The following is a 15806-nucleotide window of genomic DNA, read 5'->3' as shown; positions in this document are numbered from 1 at the left end:
ACTAGCTCCCCTTATCAGCAAATAAATTCACAACCCGACTCAGATAAATCCGAGCAACCCCATCACAGCTATATTCAATATAGTGACGAACCGTTAAACGCAAAAGGCGTTTACCATTTTTAAATTTATCTCTAATATTAGATAGAGGTACACCATGTCTGAGTCCTTGAGAGCCATCGGAAACTAAAGTAAATCCATTGGATTCCTTCTCGGCTTTAGTTCCCCAAAGAATTTGATCTTCAGGGATATAGTCTTTTTCTGATAGATGGGAATCCTGAATAGAACGAGCTTTCCAATCGTCTTGACCAACTTTCCAGAGCATCACTTCAGCATTTTTGCCAAAAGTGCGGCACTGTTGTAGAGTGCTGAAGCGCAACTGAGTTAGCTGTGGAAAGGCTTCTCCAGAAGTCGCTAGCTCGTAGTTTTGACCTCTAAACTCTCCCCAAATAACGCCATCTTCTGCATGAGCTAATAAATTTTTTAGCTGATATTCTCTAGCTTGTATTTCTAGCCAGCTTTTTAAGTCATCTGTAGCTTTATCAAAGTGTAAATGCTGACACCGTGGTTTATTCATTTTCATGATAGCTGTTTTAACTTCACTCTTTATCAAAGCTAACCCCTTCATACAAAACTTCAATCGCACACTCAAAATCAATACTTTCTAAAGCGATTAACTCTCCAGATTCATACTCATAGTAAAGCCACATTTTTCCTTCGCCTCGATGATAAACCTCAACAGCCATTTCTTCTGAATTAACTAAGACATATTCTTGCAAGCTTGGAATTTGGCGATAATATTTTAGTTTCTTTGTGCGATCATAATTTGCTGTACTAGAAGAAAGAACCTCAACAATGATTTTAGGGCGTTGAATAAAGTCGCGGGATTTTAAGTCATCAGGATCGCAAGTAACAACTAAATCAGGATAGAAGTAACGACTGCTTTTATTAGCCTGAACTTTCACATCCGATACATTAACTCGGCAGCCCCTGTGATGTAAATGAGAGTACAAAGCCCTGTAGAAGTTAAGGGCAATGTCATTATGAGGAATAGTTCCCCCTGTCATAGCCATAATTTCGCCGTCAATATATTCATGACGAAATTCTTGGTGTTGTTCCCATTTTAGGTATTCTTCTACCGTAATTTTTTGATGGTTTTGAGGATTAGCAATCATAATTCGCTCCTTGATTTAATCTATTCTTTTTTTGACTGCTGATTGTCACTGAATACAATAGTCTGCTAAGGATTGAACATAGTTTTCCATTTCCTTTTGGTCGTCCTTGCTCACGTCAAGCTTTTGTTCATTTAAATCTGGTTGAGAAATGTGCCAAGTTTGGGGCTGCATCTTATTTTTATTTTTATCAAATTCATACCGAGTTAATGTTGCTGTTTTTCCTTGTAACCTTCCCCGCCCAACGCTACTTGCACCTCCTACAGGTAAATCCTGCGTCCACAAATCTTTCAGCAACAGCAAAAGTAAACCAATTTCATAGTTTTTTGGGTCGCGCAATTCTAGTTCTATTTTTAAATTGTCATCACCTTGACCAAAAATAGGCTGTTCTTGAAACAAAGCTCCCTGATATGTTCCACCTGTAAACCGATCAATGGCAATACGGGTTTGTACTAGGTCAGCTGTATCTTTAACAATGCTCTCTCCTACAACTAAGCGACTAGCTTTTGCTTCCTTACTCTTATCCTTGCTAAAGTCAAAACCAAATATTTCATCAATAATGGTTGTTGGTTTGTTTAGAGTATTGATAATTCGCTCGGCTCTATGACGCAGCACTCCTGCTAAACTGGTACCAGATAATACGGGGACTGGATCTGTTTCACCAGGTCGATGAGACTTTAAATGAACCACATCAGGTGCTAGTCCAGGTGTATCTTGACCGGAACGGATTAGGAGAGAACCCACTAATTTGAAAGTGGCATGGATGAGGAAGCGATCGCGCCTATCTTCCTCTTCATCTAAAGACACCCCAAGAGCAGTAGCAATAGATTGATGTGTCGGGTAATCAGATAATAAACCTGTAGACCAATGCTCAAAATTCAACCAGTTTATTCGTTCTTTAGGATCTTGCAGGTTGAATTGCCAAACTTGCCAGTTTTCGACATAGCAGCGACCAAAGCCACGCCGCTTTTTCATCCCGATGCAAATTTCGCCGCTTTTTGAACGGTTACTAGATTCCAAGCCATGTAGTGCTAACGCGATCGCTTTGACCAGTTCAGCTTCATCAGTCTCCTTATCAATCAGCAATTCTAAGCAGAGAGGAAACTGGGTTCCTGCTTCTAACAATTCCAAGTCATACTTCGCTTTATCTTGTGCTGTACGGGTTACGCTATTAATTTTGACACCATCCCTCAATTCAGCCTTAATGGGAGCAACGCTGAGAGCATCGTTGATGATTAAAGAGCTTTGGGTGTCATTGCTCCTTAGCTCTATCTTTTCTGCTTCTGTCAGAGTCTTTTCATTCTCGTAAGCAAACAAATCGCCGAACAGTTTTGTAGTGAGGTCATGACGGCGATCGCTCACGTTATATCCTTTATTGCACTCTCGCAGATAATTGCGTAAAGCTCCAGCAATAGATGAACCTGTCAGTAAGGCATGGTTACTGATGCTATCCCGTAACAATGGCAAATCCGTTGGACTATCTGCGTCACCGTTTCCCAAGCAGGTAGGAGTATCTAATACCAGAGTGCCGCGTACAATAATTCGCTTGATAATATGACGATTTGACTTATGACGCCTTTCAGTCATTACTTTTCTCCTTTATCGTCTTTTTCGCAACTGCCATAATCAAGCGGAGTGAGTATTCTAGTGCTACATAATTATCAAAACCTTGCGGTACACCAGCAATGCTCACAGTTGGTTTACCAGAAGTCATAAAACTTTTAGTTTGTGAATCGCTACGCCAAGAGTTATTAAGCCAGCTATCTGGAGAATCTAGCCAATTCTGGATTTTCTCATCCAGTCTTTCACCTGTACTTAGTCTGATACTCTCAAATTGATTGCGAGCATTAGACGGCAAATTGCTTAGTAAATCGCGCACAGGCTTGGCTAGTTCTAGAATAGTCTTACGTTCAGCTTCCGGCTTCTCATTCTCGATATCAAGCTCAGATAATGCTTTTCTCGTTACAATCATTAACCGAGCAAGTTGACTATTGGAAATTTTATCTTTCTTGAGCAATTCGATACTACTAATTTGCTTTGACAGCAGTTCGTCAAGTTTTTTCCGTACTATTCTAGTAGCTATATTTGTAGCAATTTTTAATGATGCTGGTGCTAATGGTTCAGTGGTGCTAACCGCTCTAGCTTCTGACTGTGGCAGTTTGGCATTATATTCGGTCTGTTCATCATCTAACCAATTTACAACAAATCGTCCAAAACCATCTACTTTACGCTCTCCAATCCCGTGTTCTTCAAGTGTTTTAATTTTTTGTAAATCTAGCTCAACTTTGTTAACAACAAATACACTTCCTGCTGCCAAAGCTGGAATTTGAGGTAAAGGTAGTCCCCATTTACGATTGAATCCTCCAACAATCGTACTACTAGTATAAATGCCATCTTCTATTTCTTTTTCTTCTCCAGATTCATTTCTATATTTAATTTTTTTGAACTGAATATCGACAGCTAGAACTTTTGAAAGTAACTGACATAATACTTCTGGATCGGCCACTACTTGTCCGCAGTCATTGCGTACAATCGTATCACTGAGGAGTGTAATCGTTAAATCTTCATTTCGTTTTATTCGCTCTTCAATAGGAACCCCTGTTTCGTGCCAATCACCATTATTTTGAACTAGCTCTATTATGGTGTGACCATAACCTGCACTTTGGGAACCACCTAACCAAATATCTTGTGGTTGCAGTAAAGATTCAATAATGCTTTTATCGTTTTCAGAGTCACATAATACAACTGCATGAAATGTCTGTTTTGCATCTATGGCATCGTAGGAAAATACAGCGCCGTTCCCCTCTGTGCCTCTGCCTTTTTTGCGATCTCTTTGATTGTGAATATTGATCCGTCGTTTAACTTTGTACAAAAGTACATCTTCATCGTCTACTGTACATAATTTTTCATCTAACAACTTTGGAGATAAGTCTTCCTCTCGCTCATCAACGGGAATCTTGCTGAAATCATATACCTTTACCTTTTTATCTTCTGTTTCAGAAAATTCCACCCCTTTATCCTTGTACCAAGAACGCGGTACAGGTAAAGTTCGTTTGCGGTTGATACCAGTAGGATAAGCATTCAAATAACGGGTTTTCTCATCGTCAAAAAACAATCGAGTTACGTCTGGGAAACGCTGAGTATCTAGAATGTCATCAGTTTCTTGTAGTCCATGACGCTTGAGAGCGTTGAGATAGCGACTAATCAGTACTCCACGAATCATGCTACCGGGTATATAGGGATAAGATACATCACTGTTTGGATCTCCCTGAAGAGATGTAGCAAGAATTGGTTGCTGAGTATGTAATAAAAAAGTAACTGCTTTCATCTAATTCTCCCAAAGCGCTGGATAGAATCCATATCTTTTGTTAGCTCATTGCTATAGTTATACAGGCTATACTGTACGTGACCTCGACCTCGATTGCGTCCACTTCCAATCCGTCGCAGTGCTAATGTACCCACTGCTAAGAGTGCCAGCATATCCTGGTCATCTTCAGAATCTTTGTTTAGTTCAGTTTCAAATAAAAGTTTTGACTCAAAAGGTAATTCTCGTAGAATTACGCGGGCTGAACGCAAGCTATGTTCAGCAGGTGCACCGTTTTCTGGAGCGATAGCTGTCTGACGGCGAATTGTAGTGAGAGATTCCAGAATATCTGTGGAACTTAGAGCAGGTTTGTATTTGGGGTTCTTTCGCTTTTTTTCCTGCTCTGAATCTAGCTGTGCTGCGATCGCCCCTCGTAAGTCACTGGGCAAACAGGCATCTCCAACATGGATTTTTGCTTGAGTATCAAGGGTGCTTCCCGGTACACCAAATAAACGATCAGCAATTGCTTGCCAGTGCTGACGCTGATTATCATCTGATAACACAGCTATTAAGTTATCGCATTCTTCACTCAGCAAACCCTTAAGAGTGCGTCCCCGTAAATAGGGAAATCCATAGCAATCGTGTTCTACCTCTTGGTCAACCAAACCCGCTACTCCATCACCACGTCCAAAGGTAGTATCGCTTAGAAGCTTGATTTTGAGGGTGTAGGTACTCATTTGATTATTCTTCTAGAGGAGTGTAAAAATTCATCGCTTCAATCGCGTCAAAATAACCACAAATCTCTTTATTTTCACCATACGTACACCAACCTTCTTTTGAAAGATTAGGGTTTGCTTCGGGGAAAACTGGTAGTCTCTCTAAACAGTAAGCTTGTCTAAATTGCGCTGTTGCTTTCTTGCCTTGTCGTAATACTTCGCGTAGTGCCATGATTTTATTGCGACGATCCTTCCAGTCCTCATGTGTTTTAAAATCATTAACTGCCTTAGAAAAGCCAGCCCAAGTACGCCATTCGTTTTTGTAGGGGTGCGATCGCATTGGTCGCATGGTCAAAGAAGCAGGTTTATCGAGTTCGGGAATTTGGACGCGGTACTCGCGATCACGGATTTCACCAATACTTCCCAAAAGACCGCTAGCTGCAATATGCCAATCAAGAGCAGAAAACAATGGTTTTTCATAGTTCTGTGTTTCTTGTTTCATCCATTGTTTAGCTTGAGTGCATAATGCTTCACTCAACGCATAAGCTCGTGAAAAAGGATAGTGAGTTTTAACAATCGCAATTCCTGCACAAGCTGTTGCTTTACCTTCTCCATCAGGTAAATCTTGGGTGAATTCCTCAAATTTTTCTAAGAACTTAACTGCTAAGGATAAACCCAGTCGTCCATCACACACAAAAGTAACATCATCACCACCATAGACAATTGGGCGAAATGGTAAGTAGTTATTTTTAATCTCAAATTTCTCTTCATCAACTAACTTAATAACTGCATGACCAACAGCTTCCAATGCTTGGCTACTAGCTTCACTGACTCCCCAAGAAAGCTTACGCATTGCCATGATAAATTCTCTGTTATCAGATTGGCTTTTTCCATAGTCCTCAAATCGTTTACCCATTCGATTGCCATCAATATGAACCACAGCAATATAGCTGCTTTCGTTTTCTGACCGCCCTAAATCGTCAACATCCAGTGGGATATCATACTGTTCGCTATGCCTTCTCAGTTTGCGATCATCAAATAGTATTTTTCTCAATTCCCCATTAGCGTCATTAACTTTATCCAGCTTTTTAACGGAAGTTCCCCCGTACAGATGAACTACAAAGGGAGAAAAAGCTTGAGTGACGGGAACTAGAGCCATTTACTCCCAGAAAGCCGTACCCATGTTTTTAAGAATTTTTTAAGATTTTGGCGGGGAGATTTCTGGGACAATAGTAGCCATGTATATTGAACGAGTCCCTAACAGAAATTCACCCCCCGCTGTCCTCCTACGAGAGTCCTATCGTGAAGGGGGTAAAATCCGTAAAAGAACTTTAGCTAACCTGTCAAAATTACCGGATACTGTCATTGATAACTTGAGAATAGTGCTCAAAGGCGGCGCAGCTATTGAAAATCTCTCCGAATCATTCTCTGTAGAAAGAAGTCTACCTCATGGTCATGTAGCTGCGGTTTTAGGAACAATCAAAAAACTGTCTTTGCACCATCTAATCTCACCCTCAAATTCGAGAAAACGAGCTCTAGTTTTGGCGATGATCGTGGCGCGTCTCATTGAGCCTCGTTCCAAGTTAGCCACAGCGAGAGGATTGCACAGCGAAACGTGCAATTCATCGTTAAGTGAACTGTTGGGCTTAGAAAAAGCCGATGAAGATGAATTGTATGAAGCAATGGATTGGCTGGTATCCAAACAAGAATTAATCGAAAATGAGTTAGCCCTAAGACATCTATCCGAAGGAGCTTCGGAAACTTCTTGAACAAGAAGCTGTTCAACTCTCATTATTTGATGAAACTGACTTAGTAGAATTTTCTTGTTCTGATTACCCCAGTGAGCGGCTAATTGCTTGTCGCAACCCGATGCTTGCTCAAGAAAAGTCTTTGACTAGAATTGCTTTATTACAGGCGACACAGCAGGAACTCAATAAGATTGTTATCGCCACTTCACGAGATAAACGCGCCCTCAAAGGAGCCGACCAGATTGGACTGAGAGTGGGGCGAGTTCTCAATGCTACATGTGTGGGGAAATACTTTAATATTGCCATCACTGAGACAAGTTTTTCTTACTCATTGAATGAAGCGGCTATCGCCAATGATTCGGCTTTGGATGGAGTCTATATTATTCGGACTTCAGTCAAACCGGAGACTTTAGATGCGGCTCAAACGGTGAGAACCTATAAAAGCCTTTCTACTGTCGAACAAGCTTTCCGCAGTTATAAAACTATCGATTTGAAAGTACGTCCAATTTATCACCGTTTAGAACAGCGCGTCAAAGCTCACGTCTTCTTGTGTATGCTGGCTTATTATGTGGAGTGGCACATGAGGAAAGCTTTAGCTCCACTGCTGTTTGACGATGAAAAAGTCACAGTTGAACCGGAGGGAAAAAGTTCAATTGTTGCTCCATCTAAGCGTTCAAAGAAAGCCCGCGCTAAGGCAGCGACTAAAAAGACACCTGAAAAGCTTCCTGTCCATAGTTTTCGGACTTTAATGACTGATTTAGCAACGATTGTCAAAAATAAATTCCAGTCTAGTGGTCTGGAGACTTCTCTAATGTTTGAGAAAATTACTCAACCGACTCCACTCCAACAAAAAGCGTTAGATTTGTTAGAAGTTTCCTTAATTTGTACCCAGTAACAGCCGAGGAGTTGAGTCTCTCCCTCTCTCACAGCATAGGTTGTAGTTTTTTGTCAAAGGGGAACTTCCGTTTTAACAACCTCTCTAGATATTGGTCTTGTTTGTCCATCAATTTCTTGTGTTTTCACTGCGACTAATCCAGTAGAAACACAGCTAGCTGTCACTCCTAAGCCCAATAAAGGAGCCGAGGCTCTTGGTTTTCTTTTTTGAATATCTAGCTTGCCTTTGATTAGGTCGTTGTCAATGACATCTCGCAATAATCTCTGATTCCAGTCAAAGAGTTGATGAGCAATTTCAACATTGAGTCCTGGCGCTTCAACTAGTATCCTTTTGCTCCAAGCTTCAGTAAACTTTCTGGCATAGTTATCTTCGGTATCTCGGAATAATAAAAATGTATTTCCTCCACCAGAGTAGATTAACTCAGCAATAATTTCAGGATTTTCGTTAATGCGCGGTTCAGTCTGACTGGGATTGCGAGCGGGAATGTAAACATTACCAATATCTGTCAAACATTCTTTCACCCAATCATCCGTAGCTAACTTCACCAAGTAAGAACCAGCCACATTTTCCTTTAATCTGTTGCTACCGAAGATATATTTCTGAATACCAGTAGTATCAATTACTGTAGCAATGTATTGACTCATTATTTATCTACCTCCCAAATCCATATTTTTAGTTTTTCCGATAAGTTAGCAAGGTCGCCAGAACCAAAAACATTTACCTTGTCATCTGGAATTTGCGACATAAAACCTTTTTTTATTTTCTCAGGCTTGTCATAGCAGCATATTAAAGCAACTCGTGCCTCATCTCCTCCCATTTGTCGCGCTCGACGATAAGCTTCAAATAGTTTTAACTTGCATAATCCAGGCTCAGTATCAGTTGTACAGGATAAGGCAAAAAGTTGATATCCTCGTAAAAATGCAACATCAAATTCAAAATGGCCAATATCCTCTTTTTCAGGAAAATTAAATGACATTCCTAGTTCATCTATCAATCTTTGTTCCTCTTTTTTTACTTTTTCATCAATTTTTTTTTGCTCTTGCTGTTGAATATCTTTTAACTTCTGCAAGACATAATCTTCTAGCCAAACTCCCTCAAGCCATTTGCTAATTTCTTTAGGATATTTCTTTTTTTTATCTTTAGAGGGTTCTGGTATTATTCTGGATTGTTCTAACTTTTGAATAGATAAACAACCACTATCATCTAGTAATTCATTTTGTTTCAAAAGCTGATTAATTTCTTCAGGCAATTCTTGAATAGAAAAGGAGACTTTCCTGAGTTCATCAGCGCTTTTCCACTCACCCAATTCAAAAATATTTTCTATTTGGTTATGGGTATTTTTGACTTGTCCTAACTCTCTTTTCTGTCTGGCTTCTAAGCGTAATACCTTGCGACACCAATTTTGCCACTCAGATTTGTGCTTAACTATAGCCTCTACTAATTCACGAAATGTAACCTCTGTTTTGATCTGTTTTGATTTTAACTTTGCCTTCAGAAGTCTTATTGAGATTAAAGCAATGTAATTTAAAGAGCGTGTCTAACGAAAAATCAAGTTTATCTTTAGGTATATCTAAAGGGATGGGATTAGTTGGCTGGTCAATCAGTATCTTTAAGTTACGGGAATCTAAGTAACTGAAGATAGGTTCAGGATTAAGCTTGTATTTAGGCTCTTCAAGTCTAGGCTGAAGTAATGCTTGATAAGCATGGACAGCCATTGCTTTTGTTCCGCCTGTGTAGTTCAGTCCAAATTTATTCTTCTGTGTATTATCTGAATCTTCTTGAATTATTTTCACTATCTCTCGAATCTTTTTCTTGATTTCAGCAGCATTAGATTCATTGTTATCCAGTGACCACATCTGTTTGTCACTCAAATCTAATATGTCTTTAAGACGTTCAGCAGGTTTTTGGGTGTGTTCGGTGAAGACTAAATAGGGTTTACCACCGTTCGCTAGCAAAGTTTTCGCGGCTACATAATTAGGCAACGGATTTTCCCCGATGAGCAAAAAGAGGTGATCGACTTTGTACTTATCAAACTCAGATGTATTCATATTTGCTTGCGTTTAAAGTGTGTATGAGATTCCTGCTGCTTTAGGAGAAGCGATCGCTCCTTTCGCTACCGCAGGTAATCGCTCCTCCTTAAACGACAAAATTCAATCAGCCCATCTTTAAAGTTCCCGAAATTGGGCAGAATGTACCAATGGGCGAAATCAACATTTGAATTTTTCCCAAAAGTCTGACTAGCAAAGGGATTGAAGACTTTTGTCAATCGCTCAGGCGATCGCCTCTCCTTCAGGTACAGGCAGTGAGTTTATCCATCTCCTGCAAATCCCACCCTAATATGGCACACCATCGGAAATACCCCCTTCCGATGCCTGATACGCTAGAGCACACACCCTACACTGCACGAATTAATGTCCGATGTACTCTTTCGCCATCCTCCACAGCCCACCCTCCTGCAAAAGTTAGCCAAAGGACTTTTAGAACAAAATCACCATCTCACCCGTGCTGTGAGATTATGGGTCTGGTTACGCTGGCTCTACGGCGATAAAGGATACACAGTTCTACCAGACTGCTTTACCTACGCTGACTGGCGTCAAGCTTTCTTCAGCGAAACTCACCAGGATGAAAAGCGGGAAGACGTTTTTAGCCATCAAGACCCCAACTGCGCCTGTACTAAAACAACCAGACAATGGCTTTATGAGCTAGATATACCTGTGGATGAATGGCAACAGTCTTTGCAAAAACAAATCCCTATCTCCGACTCTGACCTAAAGGACTTCCTGCAAGAACGGCTATTTGCCCAAGTCCGCAAATCCCTTCAAAGTGACCTCGACTTACTCGTTACTTGGGGCTGGCTCCAACAAGTACCTAGTCAGACTGGCAGGAGCAAGCACTACCGTCGAGTGGAAGTACTGCCCATTTCCCATAAACTAGAAAACCTTGAGTCCGAAGGCAGCTTAACAACCAAAGAACAAGTTTACGTGGCTGAAACACTAGAAATGCTTGGGTTTCTCGACCCCAATATACCTCTATTAGCCGAGCAAATCTTTGAACAGCCGCACGAAGATACTCGTCGTGTCTCTTTGTATATTGACTACTTGGTGCCAGAGTCTACCCAAAAGCAAGATGATGTTGATCAGATCCAAGGGGAATTGCAGGAAATCTGGAACTCCGGACAAATTCAGCCTCTGCTGCTAACGTATCACAGCGCTCATCTCGGTTTGGTCAAAGAGTGCGTTGTCTATCCCGTCTGCATCTATTACATGGAACGGGCAAAATACCTATGTGCCTATGGCAGCACTCCCAACGGTGAAATCAACTGGCACAATTATCGCCTCGATCGCATTTGCTCAAAACGCCTAGTGTCATTGGACTGGGAAGACCCGCGTGTACCTCAGTTATTGCGGGAGAAATACGAAGACGGGCAACTGCCAACCCAAAAGACAGTCCAGACGCAGCTAAAACAAGCTTGGGGTTTTGACTTCTATAAACCATCAGCCCTGATGCTACTGCGGTTTAACCAAAAGTTTCACGATCGCTATATTCGAGGGACTTTCCTGCATCACACCTTTGAACCCATTGACTACCAGCAAGCAGACAGCCTCATCAAACAGCACACCCAAAACCCTGAACATCGACAAGCTCTTTTAGAAATTCTCCAGTCTCGCTCTCCCGCCGATGCCTACTACCAAGCCCAATACCGTGTTACAGACTACCACGTACTCAGGCGCTTGCGAGCTTTGGGGCCAGAAGTAGAAGTCTTGTTGCCTTGGGACTTACGGGAAAAGATAGCTTTGCATATCCAACAAACTTGGAACCACTACAAATAGCTTTTGCCAAACCAAATGAATACCATCCACTTAAGCCATTGTTCCCATCAGACTCAAGATGGGCTTCCTTACCAACACCTCCGCGTCCAAATTACTAATGATGACGGCATCATTGAGCCAGAAGACCTGAAGGGATTAAAGCTTCCATCTGGCATTGATTTCAGTCAGGGAATTGTCATTGAAGGCAAAGGCCCGATTTGGCTGTACGCCTATTTAGTCCATGAATGTCACGCCGCCGCTTGGGTTGGATGTTACGACCCTCGATATAAAGGAGCCATTGTTGTGGAAACCCATACTCGTGCTGTATCTGTTGGTCAAGTCTGCAAAATATTTACGGATCTTTGTAAGCTTTGCCCAAAAAATAAACAAGAGAGCCGCATAACGTGACTCTCTCGATCATCAGGGTGCATCTAATAACCTTATTATTGCGTTTATAGGTGAGGGGCGTCACCCCCTATTGGTAAATTGTTGATGAAGGGTGAGATTCGCGATCGCCTGGAGAGGGGAAATCGGTTTGTCCCAAAAACGATCAATTGATGCTGCTCTTCCCCACCTTCTTTTGGAACACCCCTTTACTGTCGAAAATCTCTACCAAAAACTCGTCGCTTTATTTCTGAAAAAGGCGTTGACGCTCTTGTTTGGCTACATCACCTAACCCCACTTGGTTGAAGAGCGAAAACAAATCGTCTTGTACTAAAACATCTTTGGGATACTGTTTAATCGCTGTTGTGAGGGCGGCAACGGCATCATACCAAAGTCCCGATTCCGCATACAGTGAAGCGTAATCGCGTATTTCCAAACTACTGCCTGAAGGGATAGTCTTGGGCAAAGAATTGCGATTGAAACCCGTCGCTGACAGTTTTTGCTCTAAAGCTGGTGTGATTGGCACACGCTCAATATAGCTGATGAAATAACGATTTGCAGAGGGTTGTACAGAGTTACAAACTAAGCTAATCGTCCATCTGTAGGTTTTTCCGGGAAGGAGTTCGGGTCGATCTTTGGGAATTTCTACGTGAATCATTCCCTGTTGGGGTGAATCGATTTTTTTCTCCCAAATTGTCTTGCCTCCACCACCCCTTTTATCTTCCACTAACGTAAACTGCATGGGCACTTCGACAGGTTGTGACAAGTACCAAGAAAAAGTGGGATGGCTAGATATGGTTTGTCCGATATAATCCCGGGAGGGAATTAGCAACGTTACTAAGTTTTGCCCTAGGGTTTCCTCCCCACAGCCTCGTGAGCCTGCCCCCTGACTTTGTCTAGGGTTTTTAGTCACGGGTGGAACAAAGCGAATACGTGAACCCGTGGCTTGACTCACTAGGAAACTTTGGTTATTGTTCGCAACATCAACAGCATTTCGGGCAGTAGTCGGCAGAGGATAGAGAACACCAAGCAACTGCAAAGAAACGATAGATGTTGTGCCTAGGAAAGCAGTAGCGAAACTAGATTGAGTTTTCATCAGATTAAGTCCTATTTATGAGTTGTTTTTCTAAGATGTTCTTGGCAATTTTAATGATTCAAATACGGAATTAAAGTAAAGATTCCTAACAATTATACTTATGAATGCGGCTCTGATTTCTGGTTTTTACACAGCTACTTCGGTTTAATTGTATCAAGTCATTGGTAGAAATTGATTATAATATTTGTTAGGACTTAATGAAGTTTTGCTTTATTTAAAATGACGATAAATTAACCAATTTAGAAGCTAGAGACCAGGCCATTTTCCCCATCTAGAGGCGTCTTCGCTCTGTGGTAGAGAGCTTCTAGTAAAACTTCTATATCAGTAGGTTTGGCGGTGAAATGGATGTAAAAACTGCCCGGTTCCGCCGATTTGTCCAAAACCTTGGCATAGATATCCCGGTTGTCTTCCACGGAGTTCCTTGGTCTTAATAAAGTGAGTTTGATATTACTCAGGGGCTGCGGCACAGCATGTCCGTCTTCCCGTTCAGCGCGGACTAGAGCACCTTTAGCTGAAAGCTTGATTAACCTGCCTTTAAACAGGGAATCACCAATATGCTTGCCATCCAAAAGGGCGTAATGAAATTCCAGCCAAATTTCTTCGGGCAGGGGAAAAAACGTCTCTTCTTCTTGAGGTAAAAAGAGATTATGTTTTCCTCCCAAGCCGCCAACATCGTAAATGGTAATCGGTCGTTTGACGCCTTTGGGTTTGACTTGCTTATGCCCATTGATTCTTAAGAGTGGCTTGACCTCCTTTAAGGTGGATTCAGAAACTAGAATTTGACCGCCTACGGTGTAGGATTCGATGCGGAAAGCTAGATTGACCGGTCCCCCAATCACACTGTACTTGGTGCGTTTCTCGGAGCCAATGTTCCCCTCCACGACTTCACCTGTATTGATGCCGATGCCCATTTCCAGTTTGGGGAAGCCTAACTGTTTCATCTTTTGGTTAACCGAAATCATGGCTAACTGCATGGCAATCGCACAAGCCACTGCCCTCTCGGCGTCATCCTCTCTGGTAGTGGGAGTGCCAAACAAAACTAAAATTCCATCCCCGATAAACTCATCAATACTGCCTTGGTAGTAGGTGATGACATCCGCCATGCATTCCAGATAGATATTCAGGACTTTAACCACTTCTTGCGGTTTTAACTGTTCGGATAGGGCGGTAAATCCTCGTAAGTCGGAGGTGAGGATGGTAATTTTCCGGCATTCGCCACCGATTTTTAAGCCGTTGGGGTTTTCCAGTACTTCGGCAACAACCGAATCATTCAGGTAACGTCCCAGGATGTGGCGAATTTGTCGGGCAGTGTGAGCCATGTAAGTGGTGATGATAATTGATCCCAGGGAGAGTGCCAGCAAGGGGGGTACTACGGGTATCCACCAGCCTCGTAAAAAGGCGATATATGTGACACCCACCAACATCCCGGCAGCGAGGAATGGACTGGCGGCATTGTGGAAGGAGAGCGATCGCACTCCACCGACATATCGCCACCGCCACGTTAGGGTAGCACCGATAGTAGACCAGAGCAAAATCCATAATCCTTCCACGGGTTCTGGCCAAGTTTGGATAGCAGAACGTCCTGCCAAAACGGCGCTGAGGATGTGGCTGATGATGTTGGCGTGAATTTCAACCCCAGCGGTACGCTGTGAGGTGCTAATGTGTTCGCCACTGTAGGGGGTGTAAAAAAAATCATTTAGGCTGGTGGCGGTTGAACCAATTAAAACAATGCGATCGCGCATTAAGTCTGCTGGGATTTCCCCCTGCAAAACTTGGGATAAGGATACGGTGGTAAAGCGGTTGGCAGGGCCTCGATAGTTTAATACAAACTGGTAACCGCCATCATCGGCACCAACATAGCCGCCGTCGTTGGGTTTAAAAGGGCGAAAGATGGTCTTACCCCACTGAATAAATTGGGGATTATGGGGGGTTGGTTGGGGGCTAATTCCTTGAGCATTAAGATACATCCAAGCCAGAACCAAGCCAAAGGAATCCGTGTTTTGCCCGTCTTTTGTGGCAAACAGCAAGGCTCGGCGCAGCTTACCATCAGCGTCTACAATCACGTTATTCACACCCACTTGCTGCTTTTTGGCGAGGATAGGGGGAGGTGCAACCGCTGCATCGGAGTCTTGTTCATTCACTTTCTCGATGCCAATCAGGTTGGGGGTGGTTTTAAAGACCTCCACTAAGGCGGAATGACCGGGTTTGACGGGTAAATCTCGGTAAAGGTCAAGACCGATCGCTCTAGGGTTTTGGGCTTTGATTTTCTCGATTAATTGAGCCAATAGGGTATCTGGAATCGGCCATTGTCGAACTTTTCTTAAATCGGCTTCATTAATCCCAACAATGACGATACGAGGGTCTTTGGGTTCTAGGGGACGAGTGCGAATATAGTGGTCAAAGGCCATCCATTCCCAGGGTTGCAACCAACCGAGCAATCGTAGGGTGATGACTATACCGGTGACTGTGGGGGTAACAATCCAAACACCACGCCATTCCCAGAACAGATTTTTGCGGCGCAGGGTTCTGGAAGCGGAAGGGGGGTGCACTGGATGCATCGGCGAAGGTACAATCGGTTCGGCTTCCGGTTTGCCATCGCCTGCTCTCTGCGCTCTCGATTGAGAAAGCGGCAGTCGTGAGAATACAACCGATAAAGCAGACCGGATGCGATGGAAATCCATAAGG

At 42.6% G+C, this 15806-nt stretch carries 13 protein-coding genes and 1 pseudogene; 3 read left to right on the top strand and 11 right to left on the bottom strand.

Going from position 1 to position 15806, the window contains the following annotated elements; translation table 11 throughout:
* Position 1: 1 nt before the first annotated feature.
* From csx19 to MIC7113_RS12690, 6 genes are read right to left on the bottom strand one after another with little or no spacing between them, the layout of a single operon-like run.
* Entirely contained in the window at positions 2–574 is a 573-nt protein-coding gene (gene csx19, locus MIC7113_RS12715; protein ID WP_041780765.1) for a type III-D CRISPR-associated protein Csx19, read from the bottom strand.
* A 22-nt stretch (positions 575–596) separates the two neighbouring features.
* Entirely contained in the window at positions 597–1172 is a 576-nt protein-coding gene (locus MIC7113_RS12710; RefSeq protein ID WP_015182567.1) for a Uma2 family endonuclease, read from the bottom strand.
* A gap of 45 nt (positions 1173–1217) precedes the next feature.
* A complete protein-coding gene (locus MIC7113_RS12705; protein ID WP_015182566.1) occupies positions 1218–2756 on the bottom strand; it encodes an RAMP superfamily CRISPR-associated protein in 1539 nt (512 codons plus the stop codon).
* Positions 2749–4497, bottom strand: a complete 1749-nt coding sequence (locus tag MIC7113_RS12700) for an RAMP superfamily CRISPR-associated protein (protein ID WP_015182565.1) — start codon at positions 4495–4497, stop codon at positions 2749–2751. The genes MIC7113_RS12705 and MIC7113_RS12700 overlap by 8 nt, the downstream gene beginning before the upstream one ends.
* Positions 4494–5210: an RAMP superfamily CRISPR-associated protein gene (locus MIC7113_RS12695; protein WP_015182564.1), complete on the bottom strand. Its 717-nt coding sequence runs from the start codon at positions 5208–5210 to the stop codon at positions 4494–4496. The genes MIC7113_RS12700 and MIC7113_RS12695 overlap by 4 nt, the downstream gene beginning before the upstream one ends.
* A gap of 4 nt (positions 5211–5214) precedes the next feature.
* Positions 5215–6348 carry a Cas10/Cmr2 second palm domain-containing protein gene (locus MIC7113_RS12690; RefSeq protein WP_051055675.1) on the bottom strand — a complete coding sequence of 378 codons (1134 nt, stop codon included), beginning with the start codon at positions 6346–6348 and terminating at the stop codon, positions 5215–5217.
* A 79-nt stretch (positions 6349–6427) separates the two neighbouring features.
* On the opposite strand from MIC7113_RS12690, the pseudogene MIC7113_RS12685 reads away from it, so the two are divergent.
* Positions 6428–7832, top strand: a pseudogene (locus MIC7113_RS12685) (IS1634 family transposase).
* A gap of 53 nt (positions 7833–7885) precedes the next feature.
* Here MIC7113_RS12685 and MIC7113_RS12680 read toward each other — a convergent pair.
* The 3 genes from MIC7113_RS12680 to MIC7113_RS36290 all read right to left on the bottom strand — a co-directional run bounded on the left by MIC7113_RS12680 (position 7886) and on the right by MIC7113_RS36290 (position 9880).
* Complete coding sequence (locus MIC7113_RS12680) at positions 7886–8476, bottom strand: hypothetical protein (protein WP_041780034.1); 591 nt, start codon at positions 8474–8476, stop codon at positions 7886–7888.
* Complete coding sequence (locus MIC7113_RS12675; RefSeq protein ID WP_015182563.1) at positions 8476–9138, bottom strand: hypothetical protein; 663 nt, start codon at positions 9136–9138, stop codon at positions 8476–8478. Before MIC7113_RS12675 ends, MIC7113_RS12680 begins: the two co-directional genes overlap by 1 nt.
* A 136-nt stretch (positions 9139–9274) precedes the next feature.
* Complete coding sequence (locus tag MIC7113_RS36290; protein WP_015182562.1) at positions 9275–9880, bottom strand: CRISPR-associated protein (Cas_Cas02710); 606 nt, start codon at positions 9878–9880, stop codon at positions 9275–9277.
* Positions 9881–10243: 363 nt separating this feature from the next.
* Between MIC7113_RS36290 and MIC7113_RS12665 the strand changes: the two genes are divergently transcribed.
* Entirely contained in the window at positions 10244–11662 is a 1419-nt protein-coding gene (locus MIC7113_RS12665) for a TIGR03985 family CRISPR-associated protein (RefSeq protein WP_015182561.1), read from the top strand.
* Positions 11663–11677: 15 nt separating this feature from the next.
* The gene (crn3, locus tag MIC7113_RS12660; protein ID WP_015182560.1) at positions 11678–12049 is read left to right on the top strand and encodes a CRISPR-associated ring nuclease Crn3/Csx3; all 372 of its coding nucleotides are present in this window, start codon (positions 11678–11680) and stop codon (positions 12047–12049) included.
* Positions 12050–12269: 220 nt separating this feature from the next.
* Here crn3 and MIC7113_RS12655 read toward each other — a convergent pair whose 3' ends face one another.
* Positions 12270–13121: a DUF928 domain-containing protein gene (locus tag MIC7113_RS12655; RefSeq protein WP_015182559.1), complete on the bottom strand. Its 852-nt coding sequence runs from the start codon at positions 13119–13121 to the stop codon at positions 12270–12272.
* Between the two features lie 239 nt (positions 13122–13360).
* Positions 13361–15802 (bottom strand): CHASE2 domain-containing protein, encoded by a 2442-nt coding sequence (locus MIC7113_RS12650; RefSeq protein WP_015182558.1) that lies wholly within the window; start codon positions 15800–15802, stop codon positions 13361–13363.
* Positions 15803–15806: the final 4 nt, after the last annotated feature.

The sequence above is a fragment of the Allocoleopsis franciscana PCC 7113 genome, from assembly GCF_000317515.1.
Lineage (GTDB): Bacteria > Cyanobacteriota > Cyanobacteriia > Cyanobacteriales > Coleofasciculaceae > Allocoleopsis > Allocoleopsis franciscana.
The sequence above is the reverse complement of the archived record's forward strand: the minus strand, read 5'-3'. Positions and strand labels throughout refer to the sequence as shown.

What these genes read in the sequence shown, in the direction of transcription:
- MIC7113_RS12680 (WP_041780034.1), bottom strand. Translation starts at nt 8,476, where the DNA reads ATGAGTCAATACATTGCTACAGTAATTGATACTACTGGTATTCAGAAA.
- MIC7113_RS36290 (WP_015182562.1), bottom strand. Translation starts at nt 9,880, where the DNA reads ATGAATACATCTGAGTTTGATAAGTACAAAGTCGATCACCTCTTTTTG.
- MIC7113_RS12710 (WP_015182567.1), bottom strand. Translation starts at nt 1,172, where the DNA reads ATGATTGCTAATCCTCAAAACCATCAAAAAATTACGGTAGAAGAATAC.
- MIC7113_RS12700 (WP_015182565.1), bottom strand. Translation starts at nt 4,497, where the DNA reads ATGAAAGCAGTTACTTTTTTATTACATACTCAGCAACCAATTCTTGCT.
- MIC7113_RS12690 (WP_051055675.1), bottom strand. Translation starts at nt 6,348, where the DNA reads ATGGCTCTAGTTCCCGTCACTCAAGCTTTTTCTCCCTTTGTAGTTCAT.
- MIC7113_RS12705 (WP_015182566.1), bottom strand. Translation starts at nt 2,756, where the DNA reads ATGACTGAAAGGCGTCATAAGTCAAATCGTCATATTATCAAGCGAATT.
- crn3 (WP_015182560.1), top strand. Translation starts at nt 11,678, where the DNA reads ATGAATACCATCCACTTAAGCCATTGTTCCCATCAGACTCAAGATGGG.
- MIC7113_RS12650 (WP_015182558.1), bottom strand. Translation starts at nt 15,802, where the DNA reads ATGGATTTCCATCGCATCCGGTCTGCTTTATCGGTTGTATTCTCACGA.
- MIC7113_RS12655 (WP_015182559.1), bottom strand. Translation starts at nt 13,121, where the DNA reads ATGAAAACTCAATCTAGTTTCGCTACTGCTTTCCTAGGCACAACATCT.
- MIC7113_RS12665 (WP_015182561.1), top strand. Translation starts at nt 10,244, where the DNA reads ATGTCCGATGTACTCTTTCGCCATCCTCCACAGCCCACCCTCCTGCAA.
- csx19 (WP_041780765.1), bottom strand. Translation starts at nt 574, where the DNA reads ATGAATAAACCACGGTGTCAGCATTTACACTTTGATAAAGCTACAGAT.
- MIC7113_RS12695 (WP_015182564.1), bottom strand. Translation starts at nt 5,210, where the DNA reads ATGAGTACCTACACCCTCAAAATCAAGCTTCTAAGCGATACTACCTTT.